We start from the raw sequence: 18,945 nt of genomic DNA, 5'->3' as shown, positions 1-18,945 counted from the left end.
AAAATTAATTCATAAAACCAATTAAATCAGTAGAGCCATTCACATAAAAATTGTAATAAAAAGAAAAGATTACGAGCATGAATCGTTTTTCTGTCGGCGGTAAGATGATCTGAAGTTACGTACTTTTGCAGCCGTCAAAGAGAAATTCCATGAAATCCGTGTTAACCCTTTCCGCCAGCCTGCTTATGGGTCTGCTGTTGAGCAGCACCGCGCACGCCAACGACCATAAAGTTTTGGGTATGATTGCCATGCCCCGCAACGCAACCAACGATCTCACGCTCAAAATTCCCGTTTGTCGGGTTGTGAAGCGCATTCAACTCACCGCCGATCGCGGCGATATTAAGCTCAACGGCGCATCCGTCTACTTCAAAGCAGCGCGGACTTCCAGCCAAAGCCTGAACGTCCCGTCATCCATTAAAGAAGGGCAAACCACCAACTGGATTAACATTAACAGCGACAACGACAACAAACGCTGCGTGTCCAAAATCACCTTCTCAGGCCAGTCGGTAAACTCCTCTGACATGGCAACGCTGAAAGTTATTGGCGACGACTAACTCCGCATATTTTTATTCAGAAGCCATAGAAAACATGAATGTCACATATTTGAATGACGACGACCTCGACTTTCTTCAGCATTGTAGTGAGGAGCAACTTGCCAATATTACTCGCCTGCTCACGCATAATGAAAAAGGGAAAGCCCGTCTGTCGAGCGTACTAAACCACAACGATTTATTTAAATCGATGGAAGGGCATCCGGAACAGCATCGCCGCAACTGGCAGCTGATTGCCGGCGAGCTTCAGCATTATGGCGGCGACAGTATTGCTAATAAACTCCGCGGCCATGGAAAACTGTATCGGGCGATTTTGCAGGATGTTGCGAAGCGTCTGAAGCTTAAAGTCGACAAAGAGATGTCCACATTCGAAATTGAACAATATCTGCTGGAACACTTTTTACGTAATGCCTGGCAAAAAATGGATGCGGAGCATAAGCAGACCTTTTTACAGGCCGTTGATGCAAAAGTCTCTGAACTGGAAGAACTTTTGCCGCTATTAATGAAGGATCGTCATCTGGCGACAGGCGTATCTCACCTGCTTTCCAGCCAGCTTAGCAAAATCCTACGAACACACGCCGCCGTCAGCGTCATCGGACACGGATTGCTACGTGGAGCCGGACTTGGCGGCCCGGTCGGTGCCGCATTAAACGGGGTTAAAGCGGTGAGCGGCAGCGCCTATCGCGTGACGATCCCGGCGGTACTTCAAATCGCCTGCCTGCGCAGAATGATCAACCACGCGCAAGCGTGATGCCCATCACAGGGAAAATAATTCATTTTCCCTTCGTTAGATCATAGACAGTGCTCTCTCCCCTGATTATCATGCCGCGCCCCGAAGACAGCGATCGTTATTCGGGGAAACTATTTCACCATTCAATCAATGATGATTTTGAGGAATTATGGGCAACACTAAGTTGGCTAATCCGGCACCGCTGGGCCTGATGGGCTTTGGCATGACCACCATTCTGCTTAACCTGCACAACGCGGGTTTCTTCGCCTTTGACGTTATTATTCTGGCGATGGGCATTTTCTACGGCGGTATCGCGCAAATTTTTGCCGGTCTGCTGGAATATAAAAAAGGCAACACCTTCGGTTTAACCGCCTTTACCTCCTACGGTTCGTTCTGGCTGACGCTGGTTGCGATCCTGATCATGCCGAAAATGGGCCTGGCGGATGCAACCAATGGTCAGTTCCTGGGCGTGTACCTGGGTCTGTGGGGCGTGTTCACACTGTTTATGTTCTTCGGTACGCTGAAAGCGGCTCGTGCGTTGCAGTTTGTCTTCCTGAGCCTGACGGTGCTGTTCGCGCTGCTGGCCGTTGGCAACATTGCTGGTAACGAAGCGGTCATTCACGTTGCTGGCTGGGTTGGCTTAGTGTGTGGCGCAAGCGCCATTTACCTGGCAATGGGTGAAGTGCTGAACGAACAGTTTGGCCGTACCATCCTGCCGATTGGTGAAGCGCACTAATCTGACGCTATCCCCCCGTCAGGGGGGATATTCCTTACAAGCGCTGTAACTCTGCCTGTACGTTCGAATCTCGATGATAAATATCCTGTCGCAGCCAAATCCCCAGACCTAATCCTACCAGCGATAGCGCCAGCACATACCAGGCCGGAGCCATTGGCGACACGCTCATTAACATCGTCACGGCAATTGGCGTCAAACCACCGAAAATGGCATATGACACGTTGTAAGAAAAGGATATTCCGGTAAAGCGGACTTCCGCCGGAAACGCTCGTACCATGACATAAGGCACAGCCCCCACCACACCAACGCACAGCCCCACCAGCCCGTACAACAGGAACAAGTGCTGAGGATGGCTGCCGGTCAGATGATAGAAAAACCAGCTCGAACAGGCCAGCAGCAGGCTGCCGACAATAAAGGTTTTGCTGGCACCGACCCGGTCGACAATAAACCCGGCCAGCAGACAACCGACGCACAGCATAATGGTCGCGACACTGTTGGCTTGTAACGTTAGCGCGGGCGCAAAGCCATACTGCTTCTGCAACCAGACTGGCGACATCAGGATCACCACCACAATCCCGGCCGATAACAGCCAGGTCAGCAGCATAGAAATGACCACCGCTTTTTTATGTTTGCTCACCACCGACTTCACCGGCAGCTCTTGCGCCAGCGCTTTACGCTGCTGCATTTCGAGGAATATAGGCGTTTCCTGCAACCAGCGACGTAGGTACATCGCCACCAGCCCAAACACGCCCCCCAGCAGAAATGGAATACGCCAGCCGTAATCATGCACCGCCTGTTGCGTCAGGCTAGTGTTCACCAGCGTCGCAACTACCGACCCCAGCAGAATTCCCACCGTCAGCCCGGCGGTCAGCGTGCCACAGGCAATACCGATGCGACGCTCGGGTACATGTTCCGCCACGAATACCCACGCGCCCGGCACTTCTCCGCCGATGGCAGCGCCTTGCAAAATGCGCATCAGCAGTAACAACAGCGGCGCAAGGATCCCCATTGAGGCGTAGGTAGGCAACAGGCCAATCGCCAGCGTCGGTATTGCCATCAGCAAAATGCTCAGGGTGAACATTTTCTTACGCCCGACCAGATCGCCAAAGTGCGCCATGATAATGCCACCCAGCGGACGCGCCAGATATCCGGCGGCAAAAATGCCGAAGGTTTGCACCTGACGTAGCCACTCAGGAATGTCTGCCGGGAAGAAAAGCTCGCCAACAACAGCGGCAAAGAAGACGAAAATAATGAAATCATAAAACTCAAGCGCACCGCCGAGGGCAGCAAGCGTAAGGGTTTTATAATCCTGGCGATTCAGCGGTCGAGTGTGTTGTGACATAGCAAACCATGAGTCAGTGGAGTAATTGAATCTGTCTGTCGATATATGTAAAGCAAAAATTACTATATCGTAAACAATTCAATACTCCACTGTCATTGGCACTTATGTCACGATCGGGCTACTTTCAGGCGTTTATATCGCGAATTGCACTTTTAGGACGAAAAGATGCTACGACAGCCGGTGCGGTTTCCACATAAGGCCCGTCCAGCAGCTGTATACAATACGGTACACTTGCAAAAATACCTGGCACGATAACCTTACCGTCGACATCTTTCACGCCTTCCAGCGTTTCTTTGATCGATTTTGGCTGTCCTGGCAGATTCAGGATCAGCGCCTGCTTGCGAATCACGCCAACCTGACGGGAGAGAATAGCCGTTGGCACAAAGTGCAGGCTTATCTGGCGCATCTGCTCACCAAACCCCGGCATCTGGCGGTCGGCTACGGCAAGCGTGGCATCAGGCGTCACGTCGCGACGGGCCGGACCCGTGCCGCCGGTAGTCAGCACCAGATGACAGCTCATTTCATCAACCAGCTCGCATAAGGTCTGTTCGATGATCGCCTGCTCATCCGGGATCAACCGCGTTTGCAGTTCAAAAGGTGTCGTAAGGGCAGACGCCAGCCATTCTTCAAGGGCCGGGATACCTTTATCCTGGTAAACGCCGCTCGAAGCACGGTCAGAAATGGAAACCAGGCCAATGCGTAAAGTATTCATGATTATTCCGTTTAAACAGTCTCGTTAAACAGAATGATACACTGCGAAGGGAAGGACAGACAGGTTTCAGAAGAGGTAGCGTGACCCAAATCAGGGCCACGCGCTAATGATTACAGCAGATCGCCGATCATTTTTTCCAGTTTACCCTGGTCTACAGCAAACTTACGGATACCGTCCGCCAGTTTGTCTACAGCCATCGGATCCTGGTTGTGCTGCCACAGGAACTCAGCTTCAGTGATGCGTGCAGGGCGCGCTTTCACTTCGCCGGAGAAGGACAGTTTACGTTCGATAGCGCCTTCGCTTTCCGCCAGCTCTTTCAGCAGTGCCGGTGCAATCGTCAGACGATCGCAGCCTGCCAGCTCAATGATTTCGCCAATGTTACGGAAGCTCGCACCCATAACCACGGTTTCGTAACCGTGCTGTTTGTAGTACTCGTAGATTTCCGTTACGGAAACCACACCCGGATCTTCTGCCGGTGCATACTCTTTCTTGTCGGTATTGGCTTTGTACCAGTCAAGAATACGGCCAACGAACGGAGAAATCAGGTATACGCCTGCTTCTGCACATGCACGCGCCTGCGCGAAGGAGAACAGCAGAGTCAGGTTACAGTTGATGCCTTCTTTTTCCAGCTGCTCAGCGGCACGGATGCCCTGCCAGGTTGAAGCCAGTTTAATCAGAATGCGATCGTTGCTGATGCCAGCATCGTTGTACATTTTGATCAGGCGTTTTGCTTTCGCGATGGACGCGTCGGTGTCGTAGGACAGACGAGCGTCAACTTCAGTGGAGATACGACCCGGGACCAGTTTCAGGATCTCCAGACCGATATTTACTGCCAGTTTGTCGGTCGCGTCGACGATTTGCTGCGCGCGGTCGTTGCTCTGCTGCTTAGCCCAGGCTACAGCGTCATCAATCAGCTTGCGGTATTCTGGGATCTGCGCTGCGTTAAGAATGAGAGAAGGGTTAGTTGTGGCATCCTGAGGCTGATACAGCTTCATTGCCGCGATGTCTCCGGTGTCGGCCACTACAGTGGTGAACTGACGAAGGGAGGTCAATTTGTCCGTCATGATAGCGATTCTCTTTAAACAGCTTGTTAGGGGGATGTAACCGATCTTCCCTGATGATAGCACGACGCACTCTCAGCGCAACCGCCTGGATTGTCCGACCAGCCGCTCAGCCCTGATTACGCATCTCGGAGCCTGTGATGCGCAATTAAGAGATATAACGATTGTTATGATAAACTCACGTAATCAATCACCTTATAAGGTATATACTGGTCGATTATTGGTAGCGCTTACACGGAAATCTTCGCGCTAACCGGCATCAACAAGAGGGATGTTAATGCCTGATTTTTTCTCATTTATTAATGAAATACTCTGGGGATCGGTGATGATCTACCTCCTGCTTGGCGCAGGATGTTGGTTCACCTGGCGTACAGGGTTCGTTCAGTTTCGCTACATCCGCCAGTTTGGCAAAAGTCTTAAAAACAGCATCAGCCCGCAGCCGGGCGGTTTAACTTCCTTTCAGGCTTTGTGCACCAGTCTTGCCGCGCGTATCGGCAGCGGAAATCTGGCGGGCGTGGCGTTGGCGATCGCCGCAGGCGGCGCGGGAGCCGTTTTCTGGATGTGGGTTTCGGCGATCATTGGCATGGCAACCTCCTTTGCCGAGTGCTCACTTGCCCAACTGTATAAAGAACGCGACAGCAAGGGACAGTTTCGCGGCGGCCCTGCATGGTATATGGCGCGTGGACTGGGCATGCGCTGGATGGGGGTGCTTTTTGCCATCTTTTTACTCATTGCCTACGGCCTGATTTTTAACAGCGTTCAGGCAAATTCGGTCTCTCGTGCGTTGACCTTTGCTTTTGATGTCCCTCCCCTTTTCTCTGGTATCGCACTGGCAATCGCGTCATTACTGGTCATCGTCGGCGGTATTAAAGGCGTTGCCCGCCTGATGCAATGGTTTGTGCCAATCATGGCTTTACTGTGGGTCGGTTGCAGTATCGTCATCTGTCTTTGGCATATCGGACAGATCCCCGAGATCATCGTCACTATAGTAAAAAGCGCTTTAGGGTGGCAGGAAGCTGCAGCAGGCGCTGCCGGCTATACGCTGAGTCAGGCCATTGCCAGTGGTTTTCAACGCGGTATGTTCTCGAATGAAGCCGGAATGGGTTCAACCCCTAACGCAGCGGCCTCAGCAGCCTCATGGCCACCGCATCCTGCGGCGCAAGGCATTGTGCAAATGATCGGTGTGTTAGGTGACACGCTGATTATCTGTACCGCCAGCGCAATGATTATTCTTCTGGCAGGCAATGGCACGACCTATATCCCGATGGAAGGCATCCAGTTGATGCAGAAGGCCATGGTAACGCTCACAGGTGAATGGGGAGCAGGCTTCGTTGCATTTATTGTGATTCTGTTTGCCTTTAGTTCAATCGTGGCCAACTACATCTATGCGGAAAACAACCTGGTTTTCCTGAAGCTGGACAACGTGCGCGTCATCTGGCTATTACGCATCGCCACCGTGAGTACCGTTGTTGGGGGAACGTTAGTTAGCTTCCCGCTGGTCTGGCAGCTTGCCGACATCATTATGGCTTGTATGGCCATCACTAACCTGACGGCGATTCTGCTGCTTTCCCCGGTGGTGCATACTATCGCCAGCGACTATCTGCGCCAGCGTAAACTCGGGGTGCGCCCGGAATTTGATCCGCGCCGTTATCCTGATATCAGACAACAGCTTGCGCCTGATAGCTGGGATGAAACGCCGCGCGAATAGCGCGGCAATCGCAACCATCGATCAATTCTGTCGTTTTTTTTGCTAAAGTCGCAGTAAATTTCCTGCAAGGACTGGATATGCTGATTCTGATTTCACCTGCAAAAACGCTCGACTACCAAAGTCCGCTGGCAACGACACGTCATACGTTGCCCGAACTGCTGGATCACTCTCAGCAGCTTATTCACGTGGCGCGCCAGCTCTCTGCGCCGCAGATTGGCAAGCTGATGGGGATTAGCGATAAGCTGGCGGATCTGAATGCCACGCGTTTCCATGACTGGCAACCTGACTTCACCCCGGAAAACGCGCGCCAGGCCATTCTGGCGTTTAAAGGCGACGTGTATACCGGGCTGCAAGCTGAAACCTTCAGCGATGCAGATTTCGACTTCGCTCAGCAGCATTTACGGATGTTGTCCGGGCTGTATGGCGTTTTGCGTCCGCTGGATTTGATGCAGCCTTACCGTCTGGAGATGGGCATTCGACTGGCCAATGCGAAGGGTAAAGATCTCTACCAGTTCTGGGGAGATACCATCACCGATAAGCTGAACGAAGCACTGGAAGCACAAGGCGACAACGTGGTGGTTAACCTCGCCTCGGATGAATATTTTAAATCCGTGAAGCCGAAAAAACTCAACGCTGAACTTATCAAACCGGTCTTCCTCGACGAGAAGAACGGCAAGTTCAAAGTCATCAGCTTCTATGCCAAAAAAGCGCGCGGCCTGATGAGTCGCTACATTATTGAGAACCGCTTAACGCAGCCAGAGCAACTGACCGCTTTTAATAGCGAAGGCTATTTCTTTGATGAAGAAACATCAGGAAACGGCGAACTGGTGTTTAAACGCCACGAGCAGTAGCGTACATGCCGGATGGCGGCAGGTTTTTTAGGCCCGCTGAGCAAAATGCCAGCGGGCACAACCGTTAACCGCGGGTCATCATCAGCTTACGCAGTTCAGCAAAATCAGCAGGCAGGTGATGAGAAAGCAATGGCAAGTCTGCGCGTTCCGCCAGCTCTTTTGGCAGAGCCAACGTCAGGTCAAGAATCTCTTCTACGCTTTCCTTAAACTTCGCCGGATGCGCAGTACCGAGGAACAGGCCATACTCACCAGGGTTTAACTGGTCACGCAGCGCACGGTAAGCCACCGCCGCATGCGGTTCTGAGGTGTACCCCATCTCATGCAGTTCACGCATCGTATCCTGAGTCGTGGCATCATCAACGGCGGCATAGCCCAGCTCATTCAGACGCCAGATTTTACGGCGGAACAGTTCTTCCACGCGCGGCCAGTTGTTCGGCTGACTGACATCCATCGCATTCGACAACGTCGCCTGAGTCGCTTTTGGCGCCCACTCGCCCTGTGCAAGGAAGCGTGGAACCGTATCGTTGACGTTAGTCGCCGCGATAAAGCGCTTCACCGGCAAGCCCAGTGATTTCGCCAGCAACCCGGCAGTCAGATCGCCAAAGTTGCCGCTGGGAACGGAAATAACCAGCTGATTACGTGCCTCTTGCGGCAGTTGGGCCACGGCCTCAAAGTAATAACAGATTTGCGCCAGCAGACGGCTGATGTTAATTGAGTTAGCCGAATTCAGCCCCAGAGCCACCTTCAGCTCTTCGTCATCAAACGCCTGTTTCACCAGCGCCTGGCAGGCATCAAAATCGCCATCGATCGCCACGGTTTCAATATTGCCGCCCAGCGTGCAGAACAGTTTTTCCTGTAATGGGCTGATCTTGCCGTTCGGGTAGAGGATCACCACGCGCACATTTTTCAGACCATAAAAGGCATGTGCGACCGCCGCCCCGGTATCTCCGGAGGTGGCCGTCAGAATGGTGACCGGTTTGTCGCCACTGATATGCGTCAGCATCTGCGCCATAAAGCGCCCGCCAAAGTCTTTAAATGCAAGCGTTGGGCCATGGAACAGTTCCAGGCAGCCGACATCCGCGGCCACCTGAGCAACCGGCGCCGGGAAGGCAAACGCCGCGCGCACGCGCTGCTCCAGGATCTCCTGTGGGATCTCATCCCCAATAAATGCGGAAAGGATCTTCGCGCTGCGGCTAACGAAATCCTGGTTCAGCATCTCATCGATTTCTGTCAGATTGAATTCCGGCAAATCGTGCGGAAAAAACAATCCCTGATTCTTGCCAAGCCCTTGCGTGACGGCCTGTGCAAAGCTGACCTGTTCGTTATGATCTTTCAGATTATACAGTTTCATTGATTATCCCAGTACCCGTGCGCCCGCCGTGTCCAGCCGGCAAATATGAACAAAGCCTTCCTGATTTTGCAGGTAATTTTTCCCCAGCCAGTCTGCTACGCGCTGCGCCGTATCCGGCTTGTCGCACAAAGCAAACAGCGTCGGCCCCGACCCGGAAATACCGCTGGCCAGCGCGCCGATTTCCGCTACCGCCTGACGTGCCTGGCTAAAGCCTGGCAGCAAGCGGGTACGGTACGGCTCAGCAATGACGTCTTTCATCAGCTTCGCGGCAAGCCCTGGCTGACGGGAATAGCAGGCATGGATAAATCCAGCCAGATGCCGCCCGTGGGCGATACAGTCCTGACGGCGATACTGCGCAGGCAGAATCGCCCGCGCTTCTGCCGTCGACACTTTAATCCCCGGATACGCCAGTACCCACAGCCACTCATCAAAGCCTGGCACCTGCTGACTGATAATGCCGTTTTCTTCGATCATTAACTGCATGCCGCCCAAAAAGCACGGGGCGACATTATCGTAATGAATACTGCCGGAGATACGTCCTTCCAGCTCGCCCATTATTGCTAACAGGCGCGTATCGTTGAGCGGCTTTCCGCAGTGCTCGTTCATGGCGACCAGCGCCGCTACAACGGAACAGGCGCTGGAGCCTAAGCCGGAACCAATCGGCATATTTTTTTCCAGCGTCATCGCCACCGGAATGCTTTTACCCAGTTCCTGGCAGAATCGCTCCCAGCACTGGTAGACAATATTTTCCCGCGGCTCAGACGGCAGCTTGTTGGCAAAGCGTCCAAGGTTGTTCAGGCTGAACTGGTCGGCCGCCTCAACGGACACCACATCGCCCAACAGCGAACCGTCCACCGGGGTTACCGCCGCGCCAAGCACATCAAACCCGACGCTCATATTGGCACTGGAAGCCGGGGCATAAACTCTTACCATGTCAGACTCCTAACTTCCATGAAAGGGTGCGTAGCAGGTCGGCAAAAACGCCCGCCGCCGTCACGTCGTTACCCGCGCCGTATCCACGCAGAACCAATGGTAACGGCTGATAGTAGTGACTATAAAATGCCAGCGCGTTTTCACCGTTTTTCACTTTGAACAGTGGATCGTTGCCGTCTACCGCCTCAATCTTCACGCGACAGACGCCGTCCTCTTCAATATTGCCAACATAGCGCAATACTGTCCCCTCATCACGGGCTTTCGCCACGCGCGCGGCAAAGGCGTCATCCAGTTGCGGCAATTTCGCCATAAATGCGGAAACATCACCAGAATCATCAAACTCTTTTGGCAAAACTGGCTCAATGACAATGTCAGAAAGCTCCAGCTCACGACCGGTTTCACGGGCCAGGATCAGCAATTTACGCGCCACATCCATACCGGAAAGATCGTCACGCGGATCGGGTTCGGTATAGCCCAGTTCACGCGCTATGGTGGTGGCCTGGGAGAAGCTCATACCTTCATCCAGCTTGCCGAAAATAAACGACAACGAGCCGGAAAGGATGCCGGAAAAACGTTGCAGTTCATCGCCCGCGCTGAGCAGATTTTGCAGGTTTTCGATAACCGGTAAGCCCGCGCCTACGTTAGTGTCGTACAGAAATTTACGACGCGATTTCGCGGCGGCAAAACGCAGCTGATGGTAGTAATCCATCGACGACGTGTTGGCCTTTTTATTCGGCGTAACCACATGGAAGCCTTCGCGCAGGAAATCAGCATACTGATCCGCCACCGTCTGGCTTGACGTACAGTCGACAATCACCGGGTTGAGCAGATGATATTCTTTCACCAGACGAATTAAGCGCCCAAGGTTGAAAGGCTCTTTCGCGCTTTCCAGCTCCGCCTGCCAGTTTTCCAGATTCAGACCGTGGACGTTGGTCAGCAGCGCCTTCGAGTTCGCCACGCCGCACACGCGCAGATCGATATGCTTCTTTTTAAGCCAGGTTTGCTGACGTTTAAGCTGCTCCAGCAGCGCACCGCCTACGCCGCCGACCCCAATGACAAACACTTCAATCACCTGGTCGGTGTTGAACAGCATCTGATGGGTCACACGTACGCCGGTGGTCGCATCGTCATTGTTCACCACCACCGAAATAGAACGCTCAGAAGAACCCTGGGCGATTGCCACGATATTGATGTTCGCACGAGCCAGCGCGGCAAAGAATTTCGCTGAGATGCCGCGCAGTGTGCGCATACCATCGCCAACAACAGAGATGATAGCCAGACGCTCAGTCACCGCCAACGGCTCCAGCAGACCTTCTTTCAGTTCGAGATAGAATTCATCCTGCATGGCGCGTTGCGCACGCACGCAGTCGCCCTGTGGGACGCAGAAGCTGATGCTGTATTCAGAAGAGGATTGGGTTATCAGCACCACCGAGATGCCCGCACGCGACATCGCGGCAAAAACGCGTGCCGCCATGCCCACCATGCCTTTCATTCCAGGGCCAGAGACGCTAAACATCGCCATGTTATTGAGGTTAGAAATACCTTTTACTGGCAAATCGTCGTCATCACTGCTGGCACCGATCAGCGTACCGGGCGCTTGCGGATTACCGGTATTTTTAATCAGGCACGGGATCTGGAACTGGGCAATGGGGGTAATGGTACGCGGATGTAACACTTTAGCGCCGAAGTAAGAAAGCTCCATCGCTTCCTGATAAGACATCGACTTCAGCAGTCGGGCGTCGGGTACCTGACGCGGATCGCAGGTATATACGCCGTCGACATCGGTCCAGATCTCACAACAATCAGCGCGCAAACAGGCGGCCAGTACGGCGGCAGAGTAGTCAGAGCCATTACGCCCCAGCACCACTAACTCACCTTTTTCATTTCCGGCGGTAAACCCTGCCATCAGAATCATGTGGTCCGCAGGAATACGGCTGGCGGCAATGCGACGCGTAGATTCGGCGATATCAACAGTAGACTCGAGGTAATGACCGACAGCCAGCAATTTCTCCACCGGGTCGATGACCGTCACGTTATGCCCGCGCGCTTCCAGCAGGCCGGCCATGATGGCAATCGACATTTTTTCACCACGGCAGATAAGCGCGGCATTGATGCTGTCCGGGCATTGTCCCAGCAGGCTGATGCCGTGCAGGACGTGCTTAATCTGGGCAAATTCTTGTTCAACAAAGGCTTTGAGCGGAGACAGCGGGAAACCCGGCTGTGCGGCGGCAAGACCCACCAGCAGCTCAGAGAAAATGCGTTCGGCATCGCTGATATTCGCTAAAGCATCCTGACCTCCGATGGTCTTCTCAATCATCGCCACCAGATGGTTGGTAATTTTTGCGGGGGCAGAAAGAACGGTTGCGACCTGCCCCTGTCTGGCATTGCTTTCCAGAATATCGGCAACCCGCAGAAAGCGCTCTGCATTTGCCACTGATGTACCGCCGAACTTCAACACTCGCATGGTTTACCTCATTGCCTTTGGTCGAAAAAAAAGCCCGCACTGTTTAGGTGCGGGCTTTTTCTTGTGTTTCCTGTACGCGTCAGCCCGCACCGTTACCTGTGGTAATGGTGATGGTTGTGGTAATAGTGATGCTGATGCGTTTCATGATGTTGTGTGCTCTGTAATTATTTATAATCTGTCTTGTATTCTTTTAGGGTTAAAGTATCTGCAGGCCTAAGTCAATAAATTTTTAAATTGATCACATTCCGAAACTTGTTCATGAGCGACTGCTTGCCCTTTTACTTTCAACCAATACAGTATGTCCCACCCACTTGAACCCAGAACAAAAAACCACACAATAAAAATTAGTCGACAGTTTATTTTGTGATGTTTTTTTCTATATCATGTAAAAAACGGTGCAACATTGCCGTGTCTCGCTGCCCTAACAGACCCATTCGCTGTTGCAGCCAATCCGTCAGCTTGATGTCGTCAGAAACGTTCAGCGTGGCTAATAAACGTAAAACGCGCGCACGCAATGCCTGTAGCTGAAGCTCATCCGTCACCTCACTATTTTTAGCCGGTTGTTGTATTAAACCCGCTAATTGATAGCAATACACCATCACCGCCTGCCCCAAATTGAGTGAAGGATAGTCAGCCACCATAGGTACACCAGTGAGTACATCCGCCAGAGCCAATTCTTCGTTGGTCAGCCCCGAATCCTCACGACCAAAAACCAGCGCGGCGTGTTCCATCCATGTTGATTTTTCCTGCAACAGGGGAACGAGTTCGACCGGCGTGGCGTAATAATGAAACTTAGCCCGACTGCGCGCCGTGGTCGCGACGGTAAAATCAACGTCGTGGAGCGCCTCGGATAAAGTTGGAAAAACGTTAATATTATCAATAATATCGCCCGATCCATGCGCGACCCATCGCGTGGCGGGTTCCAGATGGGCCTCGCTATCGACGATCCGCAATTGGGTGAATCCCATGGTTTTCATTGCACGGGCAGCTGCACCAATATTTTCCGCTCTGGCTGGGGCAACCAGAATAATTGTTAAACGCATTTCGATACTCTTTTGGCCTGTCTGCAAGTAATAATGTGACGCACGTCAACATATTACGCAGCGCAAATTTACATATTTTTAACAGAAGTCACTGAAAAAGCATTTCGCATCCAGTAAAAAATGCTAAACTATTTCCAGACTGTACTATTACTTTTTATGTTAACAAAAGTTGCATATCCTTCTGTTTATCCATGATAATTTAATTTAAAATGGATCGCATTGGTTGGATTCATTACATTTATTAATTAGCTCGTGCAACTAGTTGTAATATTGCAATATTGTGATGAAAGCAAACATTTGGATACGTTGATTTCATCAAACTGTTAACGTGCTACAATTGAACTTGATATATGTCAACGAAGCGTAGTTTTATTGGGTGTCCGGCATGTCTTAGCCTGTTATGTTGCTGTTAAAATGGTTAGGATGACAGCCGTTTTTGACACTGTCGGGTCCAGAGGGAAACTACCCACGACCAAGCTAATGATGTTGTTGACGTTGATGGAAAGTGCATCAAGAACGCAATTACGTACTTTAGTCATGTTACGCCGATCATGTTAATTTACGGCATGCATCAGGCAGGTCAGGGACTTTTGTACTTCCTGTTTCGATTTAGTTGGCAATTTAGGTAGCAAACATGCAGACCCCGCACATTCTTATCGTTGAAGACGAGTTAGTAACACGCAACACGTTGAAAAGCATTTTCGAAGCAGAAGGCTATGATGTATTCGAAGCGACAGATGGCGCGGAAATGCATCAGATTCTCTCTGAATATGACATCAACCTTGTGATTATGGATATCAATCTGCCTGGGAAAAATGGCCTGCTGTTAGCGCGCGAACTCCGCGAACAAGCTAACGTTGCGCTGATGTTCCTGACGGGCCGTGATAACGAAGTCGATAAAATTCTCGGCCTCGAAATCGGCGCAGACGATTACATCACCAAACCGTTTAACCCGCGCGAACTGACTATCCGTGCTCGTAACCTGCTGTCCCGTACCATGAACCTGGGTACTGTCAGCGAAGAACGCCGTAGCGTCGAAAGCTACAAGTTCAATGGCTGGGAGCTGGACATCAATAGCCGCTCTCTGATTGGTCCTGACGGCGAGCAGTATAAACTGCCACGCAGCGAATTCCGTGCCATGCTTCACTTCTGTGAGAATCCGGGCAAAATCCAGTCTCGCGCAGAACTGCTGAAAAAAATGACCGGTCGCGAACTGAAGCCGCATGACCGTACCGTTGACGTGACTATCCGCCGTATTCGTAAACATTTCGAATCAACGCCGGATACGCCAGAAATCATCGCCACCATTCACGGTGAAGGCTACCGTTTCTGCGGCGACCTGCAGGATTAATTCGTTCCTCACACGTAAAAAAACGGCGCGGTATGCGCCGTTTTTCATTTCTCTGCCGTCCTATTTCCACAAGCGAAATTCGTCGCTCTGCGCAGGCTGAGGCTCTGGAAGTTCTGTAGACTTTGGTTTTGGCTTTGGTTGTGCCAGCGAGTGCCAGTCAAGATGACGCGTCAGGAACATCACCGCACACAGCGCGAACAACAGCACACCGGTTCCCAGCAGTAAGGAACTGTCCTGTGAACGCAGCAGCACCCACATTACGCCATCCAGCGCCAGCAGCGCCACGGTGAACAAAATACTGCTCCGCCTGCCCAATATCGCTTGCAGATACACGCCGTTCATCAACGCGCCTACCAGGCTTGCCGTAATCCACGCCGCCGTAAAACCAATGTGTTCTGACAGCGCCAGCAGCAACAGATAAAACATTACCAGCGATAACCCCACCAGCAGATACTGCATCGGGTGCAGACGCAGACTGGTCATGCTCTCAATCACAAAGAAAGACATAAAGGTTAGCACAATCAGCAGGATGGCATATTTTGTTGCCCTGTCCGTTAACTGATACTGATCTGCAGGCGTGGCGACCGCAACGCTAAACGCAGGCATGCCCTCCCAGCCAATCTTTTCGCCATCAAAGCGCTCGCCGAGGTTATTGGCAAACCAGCTACTTTGCCACTGGGCCTTGAATCCTGATTCGCTGATTTCGCGCTTAGCCGGAAGAAAATCCCCAAGAAAGTTGGGATGTGGCCAGTTGCTGGTCAAGATCATTTCACTGTTACGACCAACCGGAACAACGGAGAAATCGCCAGTGCCGCTCAAATTTAGCGACAGCGCCATGCTCAGATTTTTCTCCACCCAGCTCGCGTCGGGTAGCGGAATGTGGATCCCTTGAGCCCGTCCATCCAGCCCTGTCCCTGGCTCAACGGCCAGCGATGTGCCATTAACCTGCGGCGCTTTTACCACGTCAATTCCGCGCGCATCCCCCACCCCAATCACAATGAACGGTTTGCCAACGCTAACGTTGGGATGGTTTAAATCGCTCAGCCGCTCGGTGTTAAACTCGGCCTTCACCGAGACATCGTTATGCCAGACCTGGCCCTCATAAATACCGATTTTACGCGCTTCGACGTTCTGGTTCCCCTCAACGACCAACGACTCCGGCAGCCAGAAATGAATATAGCTGCGTTTACGCTGGACCTCTTTACCCTCGTCCAGCGAGGTGTAAAGCTCCGTCACCGGAATGGCTATCAGCGGCCCCACCATCTTTTGCGGCCCGCTGGTGCTTTGCCGGATAGCCTCTTCGACTTCATCGCGATAATCCGAGCGCTCAACAATTATCTGCCTGACCATCGTCAACGGAATTAACAGCAGTAATATTGCGCCACCTAAGGTGACAATTTTCCAAAACAGGGGGGATTTAAACATAGCGTTCTCCTTTGCAATATCAGCAAGGTAGAACAGCTATGTGCGGAGAATTTGAAGTTATGTGAAGTGAGGGTGAAGCGTAAACGAAGCCTGGACGCCTCCTTCCGGTCGGTTAGACAATGTCACCGTACCTGCGTGCAGCCGCGCAACTTCGCTGACAAACGCCAGTCCCAGGCCGCTGCTCTTATGCCCATTCTCACGGGGCAGCGAATAGAAGCGTTCAAAAATACGCGGTAACGCGAAGTCAGGGATTCCGCTGCCGCTGTCGATGACCTGCAACGTGACCTGTTCATCCTGCTGTTGCGCGCTCAGCGTAATCGTCCCGTCCTGCGGCGTGAAGTCGATAGCGTTGTCGAGCAAATTCCCTAATGCCTGCTCCAGTAAAGCGGGGTCGGCGGCAACGCTAAGCGATGAAGGCATAATGCTCAGCGCGATGTTTTTTGCCGACAACTGCACGCTACGCGCCTCTTTAAGCTGAGCAAACAGCGCATCTACCGCCACCGGCGTCAACGTGATGTCCTGGCGATTCTCCAGTCGTGCCTGGCGCAACAAGGTTTCGACCAACGCCTGCATGCGCGCATTTTGCGTCAGAATATTATCGGTAAAGCGCGCAACCACATTCGGCGGCGGGCTTTCACGCAAAATCTCTGCCGCGCCGCGAATAGCCGCCAGCGGACTTTTCAGCTCATGCGTTAACGCATAGACATATTGCTCAATGTAGTTCTTGCCCTCAAGCTTCAGACGCATACTTTCCAGCGCCTGCGCCAGCTTACGTAACTCACTACTGCCTAAATCAGGCAGAGGGACGGGGCGATTCTCAGTAACAGAGTCGGCATAACGCGCCAGACGGGCAATGGAGCGATTTATCCACCACACCATCCCGACGCCAATCACTAAGGCAATGCCCAGCAATACGGCACTGGCCCACAGCATCCGCCGTTCACTACGTTTGATCACCGGCGCCATCGCCGCATTCGGTTTGCCAACGCTAAGCACCCCGATAATACGCCCACCGTCAACGATCGGCGCGGCAACGTACATCACCGAACTTTCCGGATCGTTCGGATCTTGCGGCGTACTGCGGGCGCCATATTGCCCACGCAGGGTTAACCACACGTCGTTCCAGCGGGAGTAGTCCTGACCGACTGCCTGGTTGGCGGAATCAAACAACACCTTGCCCTGCGCGTCCGTCATGTAGACATGGTATTCGTTACGTACTTTGTTAATGCCGCTAATGTTGGCGCTGAATGGGCGGTTATGCAGCTGCGAAAATGCCTGCGCCAGCTTGCCGTTGGCAGGAGAGTCAGAGAGCAAATCATCGCGCGCCAGCGCGGCCAGCAGCGTGGCGGTATCAATCAAGGTCCCTTCGGTTGCCCGACGAACGCCTGGTTTAATTTCCTGCACGAAGATAGACAGAACAAACCAGGCGGCGACGGCAACAATCAGAAAATAGCCGAGCAGCAAACGCATGCCAATGCGCATCAGACGCTCCTCAGGCTGTATCCCATGCCGCGATGCGTGTTGATGGGGGAAAGCTCAGGGTTGATAGCCCGCAGCTTGGCGCGCAACGTTTTGATGTGGGTATCGACCGTTCTGTCAAAGGTATCCTGCGCATCGGCCCAGACTAAATCCATCAACTGCTGGCGAGAGTAAATGCGCCCCGGCGACATCAACAGCGTTTTCAGCAACAGAAACTCATAGCGCGTCAGGTTTAACGGCATACCAAACCAGGTTATCTGCGCAGCCAGTTCATTCAGCTCAAAATCGCCACAGCGCGTCATCGATGAAGGTGCGGAGAATTTCTGCACCCGCCGCAGCAGCGTACGCACGCGGGCGCACACCTCGCGCGGAGAGAAAGGCTTGGCAACATAGTCATCTGCGCCAATTTCCAGTCCCAGCAGGCGATCCACTTCATCGCTGCGTGCAGTCAGAAACAGGATCGGCAGCGCCGGATGACGCTCCAGCAGACGTCGGCACAGTTCAAAGCCGCTGATATCGGGTAGACCGACATCCAGGACGATCGCATCAGGGCAGCGCTGGCGAGATTTTTCCAGCACGGGTAACCCGCGCTCAAACGCTTCCACGCTAAAACCTTCCTGCGACAGCATGTAGATAAGCGTATCGGCGATACCCTGCTCATCCTCAACTAACCAGATCAACGGCTGTTGCATTTTGCTTCCTTGTTATTGCCGCCACGGCATGATGGGAACTGCGCTAATGGCGTTTTTAGGCGATCCATCGACCACTTTATCTGAATAGGCCAGATAGGCCAGCGCATTACGTTTCGCGTCGTAGAAACGCACGACCTGTAAGGATTTAAACACCAGAGAGGTCCGTTTTTTAAAGACCACTTCGCCCTGCGCTTTGCCGTTCTTGATTCTGTCGCTCAGCTCTACCGGTCCCACCTGTTGACAGGAGATAGCGGCATCGGAGGTATCTTCCGCCAGCCCTAGCCCACCTTTGATGCCGCCGGTCTTCGCCCGGCTCACATAGCAGGTCACATTGGTAACATCAGGATCGTCAAACGCCTCGACCACAATTTTATGATCCGGGCCAAACATTTTGAACACCGTATCGACAGATCCAATCTGCTCCGCATGCGCGACCTGCGCCAACATCAGCAGAATTGAGGAAATGACTAAGCTCTTATATTTCATATTGTTACCATTCTTAAAAGTTACTCTGTG

General features: G+C 52.6%; 19 protein-coding genes and 1 other annotated feature. Of the genes, 6 read left to right on the top strand and 13 right to left on the bottom strand.

Annotation, left to right across the window (positions count from 1 at the left end; all coding sequences use genetic code 11):
- Nucleotides 1-149: 149 nt before the first annotated feature.
- The 3 genes from E1B03_RS04590 to satP all read left to right on the top strand — a co-directional run bounded on the left by E1B03_RS04590 (nt 150) and on the right by satP (nt 2,017).
- Nucleotides 150-554 (top strand): DUF2541 family protein, encoded by a 405-nt coding sequence (locus E1B03_RS04590; RefSeq protein ID WP_103768448.1) that lies wholly within the window; start codon nt 150-152, stop codon nt 552-554.
- A 34-nt stretch (nt 555-588) separates the two neighbouring features.
- On the top strand, nt 589-1,302 hold the full coding sequence (gene msyB / locus E1B03_RS04585) for an acidic protein MsyB (RefSeq protein ID WP_103768449.1): 714 nt from the start codon (nt 589-591) through the stop codon (nt 1,300-1,302).
- Nucleotides 1,303-1,450: 148 nt separating this feature from the next.
- Complete coding sequence (gene satP / locus E1B03_RS04580; protein ID WP_103768450.1) at nt 1,451-2,017, top strand: acetate uptake transporter; 567 nt, start codon at nt 1,451-1,453, stop codon at nt 2,015-2,017.
- A gap of 34 nt (nt 2,018-2,051) precedes the next feature.
- Here the strand turns inward: satP and E1B03_RS04575 are convergent, their stop codons facing one another.
- The 3 genes from E1B03_RS04575 to tal form a co-directional block, all read right to left on the bottom strand.
- Nucleotides 2,052-3,359 (bottom strand): MFS transporter, encoded by a 1,308-nt coding sequence (locus E1B03_RS04575; RefSeq protein ID WP_043018360.1) that lies wholly within the window; start codon nt 3,357-3,359, stop codon nt 2,052-2,054.
- 124 nt (nt 3,360-3,483) lie between these two features.
- Complete coding sequence (gene mog / locus E1B03_RS04570; RefSeq protein ID WP_103768451.1) at nt 3,484-4,071, bottom strand: molybdopterin adenylyltransferase; 588 nt, start codon at nt 4,069-4,071, stop codon at nt 3,484-3,486.
- A gap of 110 nt (nt 4,072-4,181) precedes the next feature.
- The gene (gene tal / locus E1B03_RS04565) at nt 4,182-5,135 is read right to left on the bottom strand and encodes a transaldolase (protein ID WP_003018974.1); all 954 of its coding nucleotides are present in this window, start codon (nt 5,133-5,135) and stop codon (nt 4,182-4,184) included.
- A 274-nt stretch (nt 5,136-5,409) separates the two neighbouring features.
- On the opposite strand from tal, the gene E1B03_RS04560 reads away from it, so the two are divergent.
- On the top strand, nt 5,410-6,840 hold the full coding sequence (locus E1B03_RS04560; RefSeq protein WP_103768452.1) for an alanine/glycine:cation symporter family protein: 1,431 nt from the start codon (nt 5,410-5,412) through the stop codon (nt 6,838-6,840).
- Nucleotides 6,841-6,917: 77 nt separating this feature from the next.
- Entirely contained in the window at nt 6,918-7,691 is a 774-nt protein-coding gene (yaaA, locus tag E1B03_RS04555; RefSeq protein WP_133085753.1) for a peroxide stress protein YaaA, read from the top strand.
- Nucleotides 7,692-7,755: 64 nt separating this feature from the next.
- Here yaaA and thrC read toward each other — a convergent pair whose 3' ends face one another.
- The 6 genes from thrC to yjjY all read right to left on the bottom strand — a co-directional run bounded on the left by thrC (nt 7,756) and on the right by yjjY (nt 14,021).
- Nucleotides 7,756-9,042, bottom strand: a complete 1,287-nt coding sequence (gene thrC / locus E1B03_RS04550; protein ID WP_103768454.1) for a threonine synthase — start codon at nt 9,040-9,042, stop codon at nt 7,756-7,758.
- 3 nt (nt 9,043-9,045) lie between these two features.
- Nucleotides 9,046-9,975, bottom strand: coding sequence for a homoserine kinase (gene thrB / locus E1B03_RS04545; RefSeq protein WP_103768455.1), 930 nt, complete (start codon nt 9,973-9,975; stop codon nt 9,046-9,048).
- A gap of 1 nt (nt 9,976) precedes the next feature.
- Nucleotides 9,977-12,439, bottom strand: a complete 2,463-nt coding sequence (gene thrA, locus E1B03_RS04540) for a bifunctional aspartate kinase/homoserine dehydrogenase I (protein WP_133085752.1) — start codon at nt 12,437-12,439, stop codon at nt 9,977-9,979.
- A 23-nt stretch (nt 12,440-12,462) separates the two neighbouring features.
- Nucleotides 12,463-12,589: a sequence feature (Thr leader region), on the bottom strand.
- On the bottom strand, nt 12,519-12,584 hold the full coding sequence (thrL, locus tag E1B03_RS04535; protein WP_032337689.1) for a thr operon leader peptide: 66 nt from the start codon (nt 12,582-12,584) through the stop codon (nt 12,519-12,521). (Overlaps the previous feature by 66 nt.)
- Nucleotides 12,590-12,795: 206 nt before the next feature.
- Nucleotides 12,796-13,482 carry a tRNA/rRNA methyltransferase gene (locus tag E1B03_RS04530; RefSeq protein WP_103768457.1) on the bottom strand — a complete coding sequence of 229 codons (687 nt, stop codon included), beginning with the start codon at nt 13,480-13,482 and terminating at the stop codon, nt 12,796-12,798.
- Nucleotides 13,483-13,880: 398 nt separating this feature from the next.
- The gene (gene yjjY, locus E1B03_RS04525; protein ID WP_042998021.1) at nt 13,881-14,021 is read right to left on the bottom strand and encodes a YjjY family protein; all 141 of its coding nucleotides are present in this window, start codon (nt 14,019-14,021) and stop codon (nt 13,881-13,883) included.
- Between the two features lie 95 nt (nt 14,022-14,116).
- On the opposite strand from yjjY, the gene arcA reads away from it, so the two are divergent.
- Nucleotides 14,117-14,833 (top strand): two-component system response regulator ArcA, encoded by a 717-nt coding sequence (arcA, locus tag E1B03_RS04520; protein WP_001194359.1) that lies wholly within the window; start codon nt 14,117-14,119, stop codon nt 14,831-14,833.
- Between the two features lie 60 nt (nt 14,834-14,893).
- On the opposite strand, the gene creD is transcribed toward arcA, so the two are convergent.
- The 4 genes from creD to creA are packed head-to-tail and all read right to left on the bottom strand — an operon-like array spanning nt 14,894 to nt 18,915.
- Entirely contained in the window at nt 14,894-16,258 is a 1,365-nt protein-coding gene (creD, locus tag E1B03_RS04515; RefSeq protein ID WP_133085751.1) for a cell envelope integrity protein CreD, read from the bottom strand.
- Nucleotides 16,259-16,315: 57 nt separating this feature from the next.
- Nucleotides 16,316-17,740, bottom strand: coding sequence for a two-component system sensor histidine kinase CreC (gene creC, locus E1B03_RS04510; protein WP_133085750.1), 1,425 nt, complete (start codon nt 17,738-17,740; stop codon nt 16,316-16,318).
- The gene (gene creB / locus E1B03_RS04505) at nt 17,740-18,429 is read right to left on the bottom strand and encodes a two-component system response regulator CreB (protein WP_103768460.1); all 690 of its coding nucleotides are present in this window, start codon (nt 18,427-18,429) and stop codon (nt 17,740-17,742) included. The genes creC and creB overlap by 1 nt, the downstream gene beginning before the upstream one ends.
- 12 nt (nt 18,430-18,441) lie before the next feature.
- The gene (creA, locus tag E1B03_RS04500) at nt 18,442-18,915 is read right to left on the bottom strand and encodes a protein CreA (RefSeq protein WP_003018998.1); all 474 of its coding nucleotides are present in this window, start codon (nt 18,913-18,915) and stop codon (nt 18,442-18,444) included.
- Nucleotides 18,916-18,945 lie beyond the last annotated feature (30 nt).

The sequence above is a fragment of the Citrobacter arsenatis genome, assembly GCF_004353845.1.
Lineage (GTDB): Bacteria > Pseudomonadota > Gammaproteobacteria > Enterobacterales > Enterobacteriaceae > Citrobacter > Citrobacter arsenatis.
The sequence above is the reverse complement of the archived record's forward strand: the minus strand, read 5'-3'. Positions and strand labels throughout refer to the sequence as shown.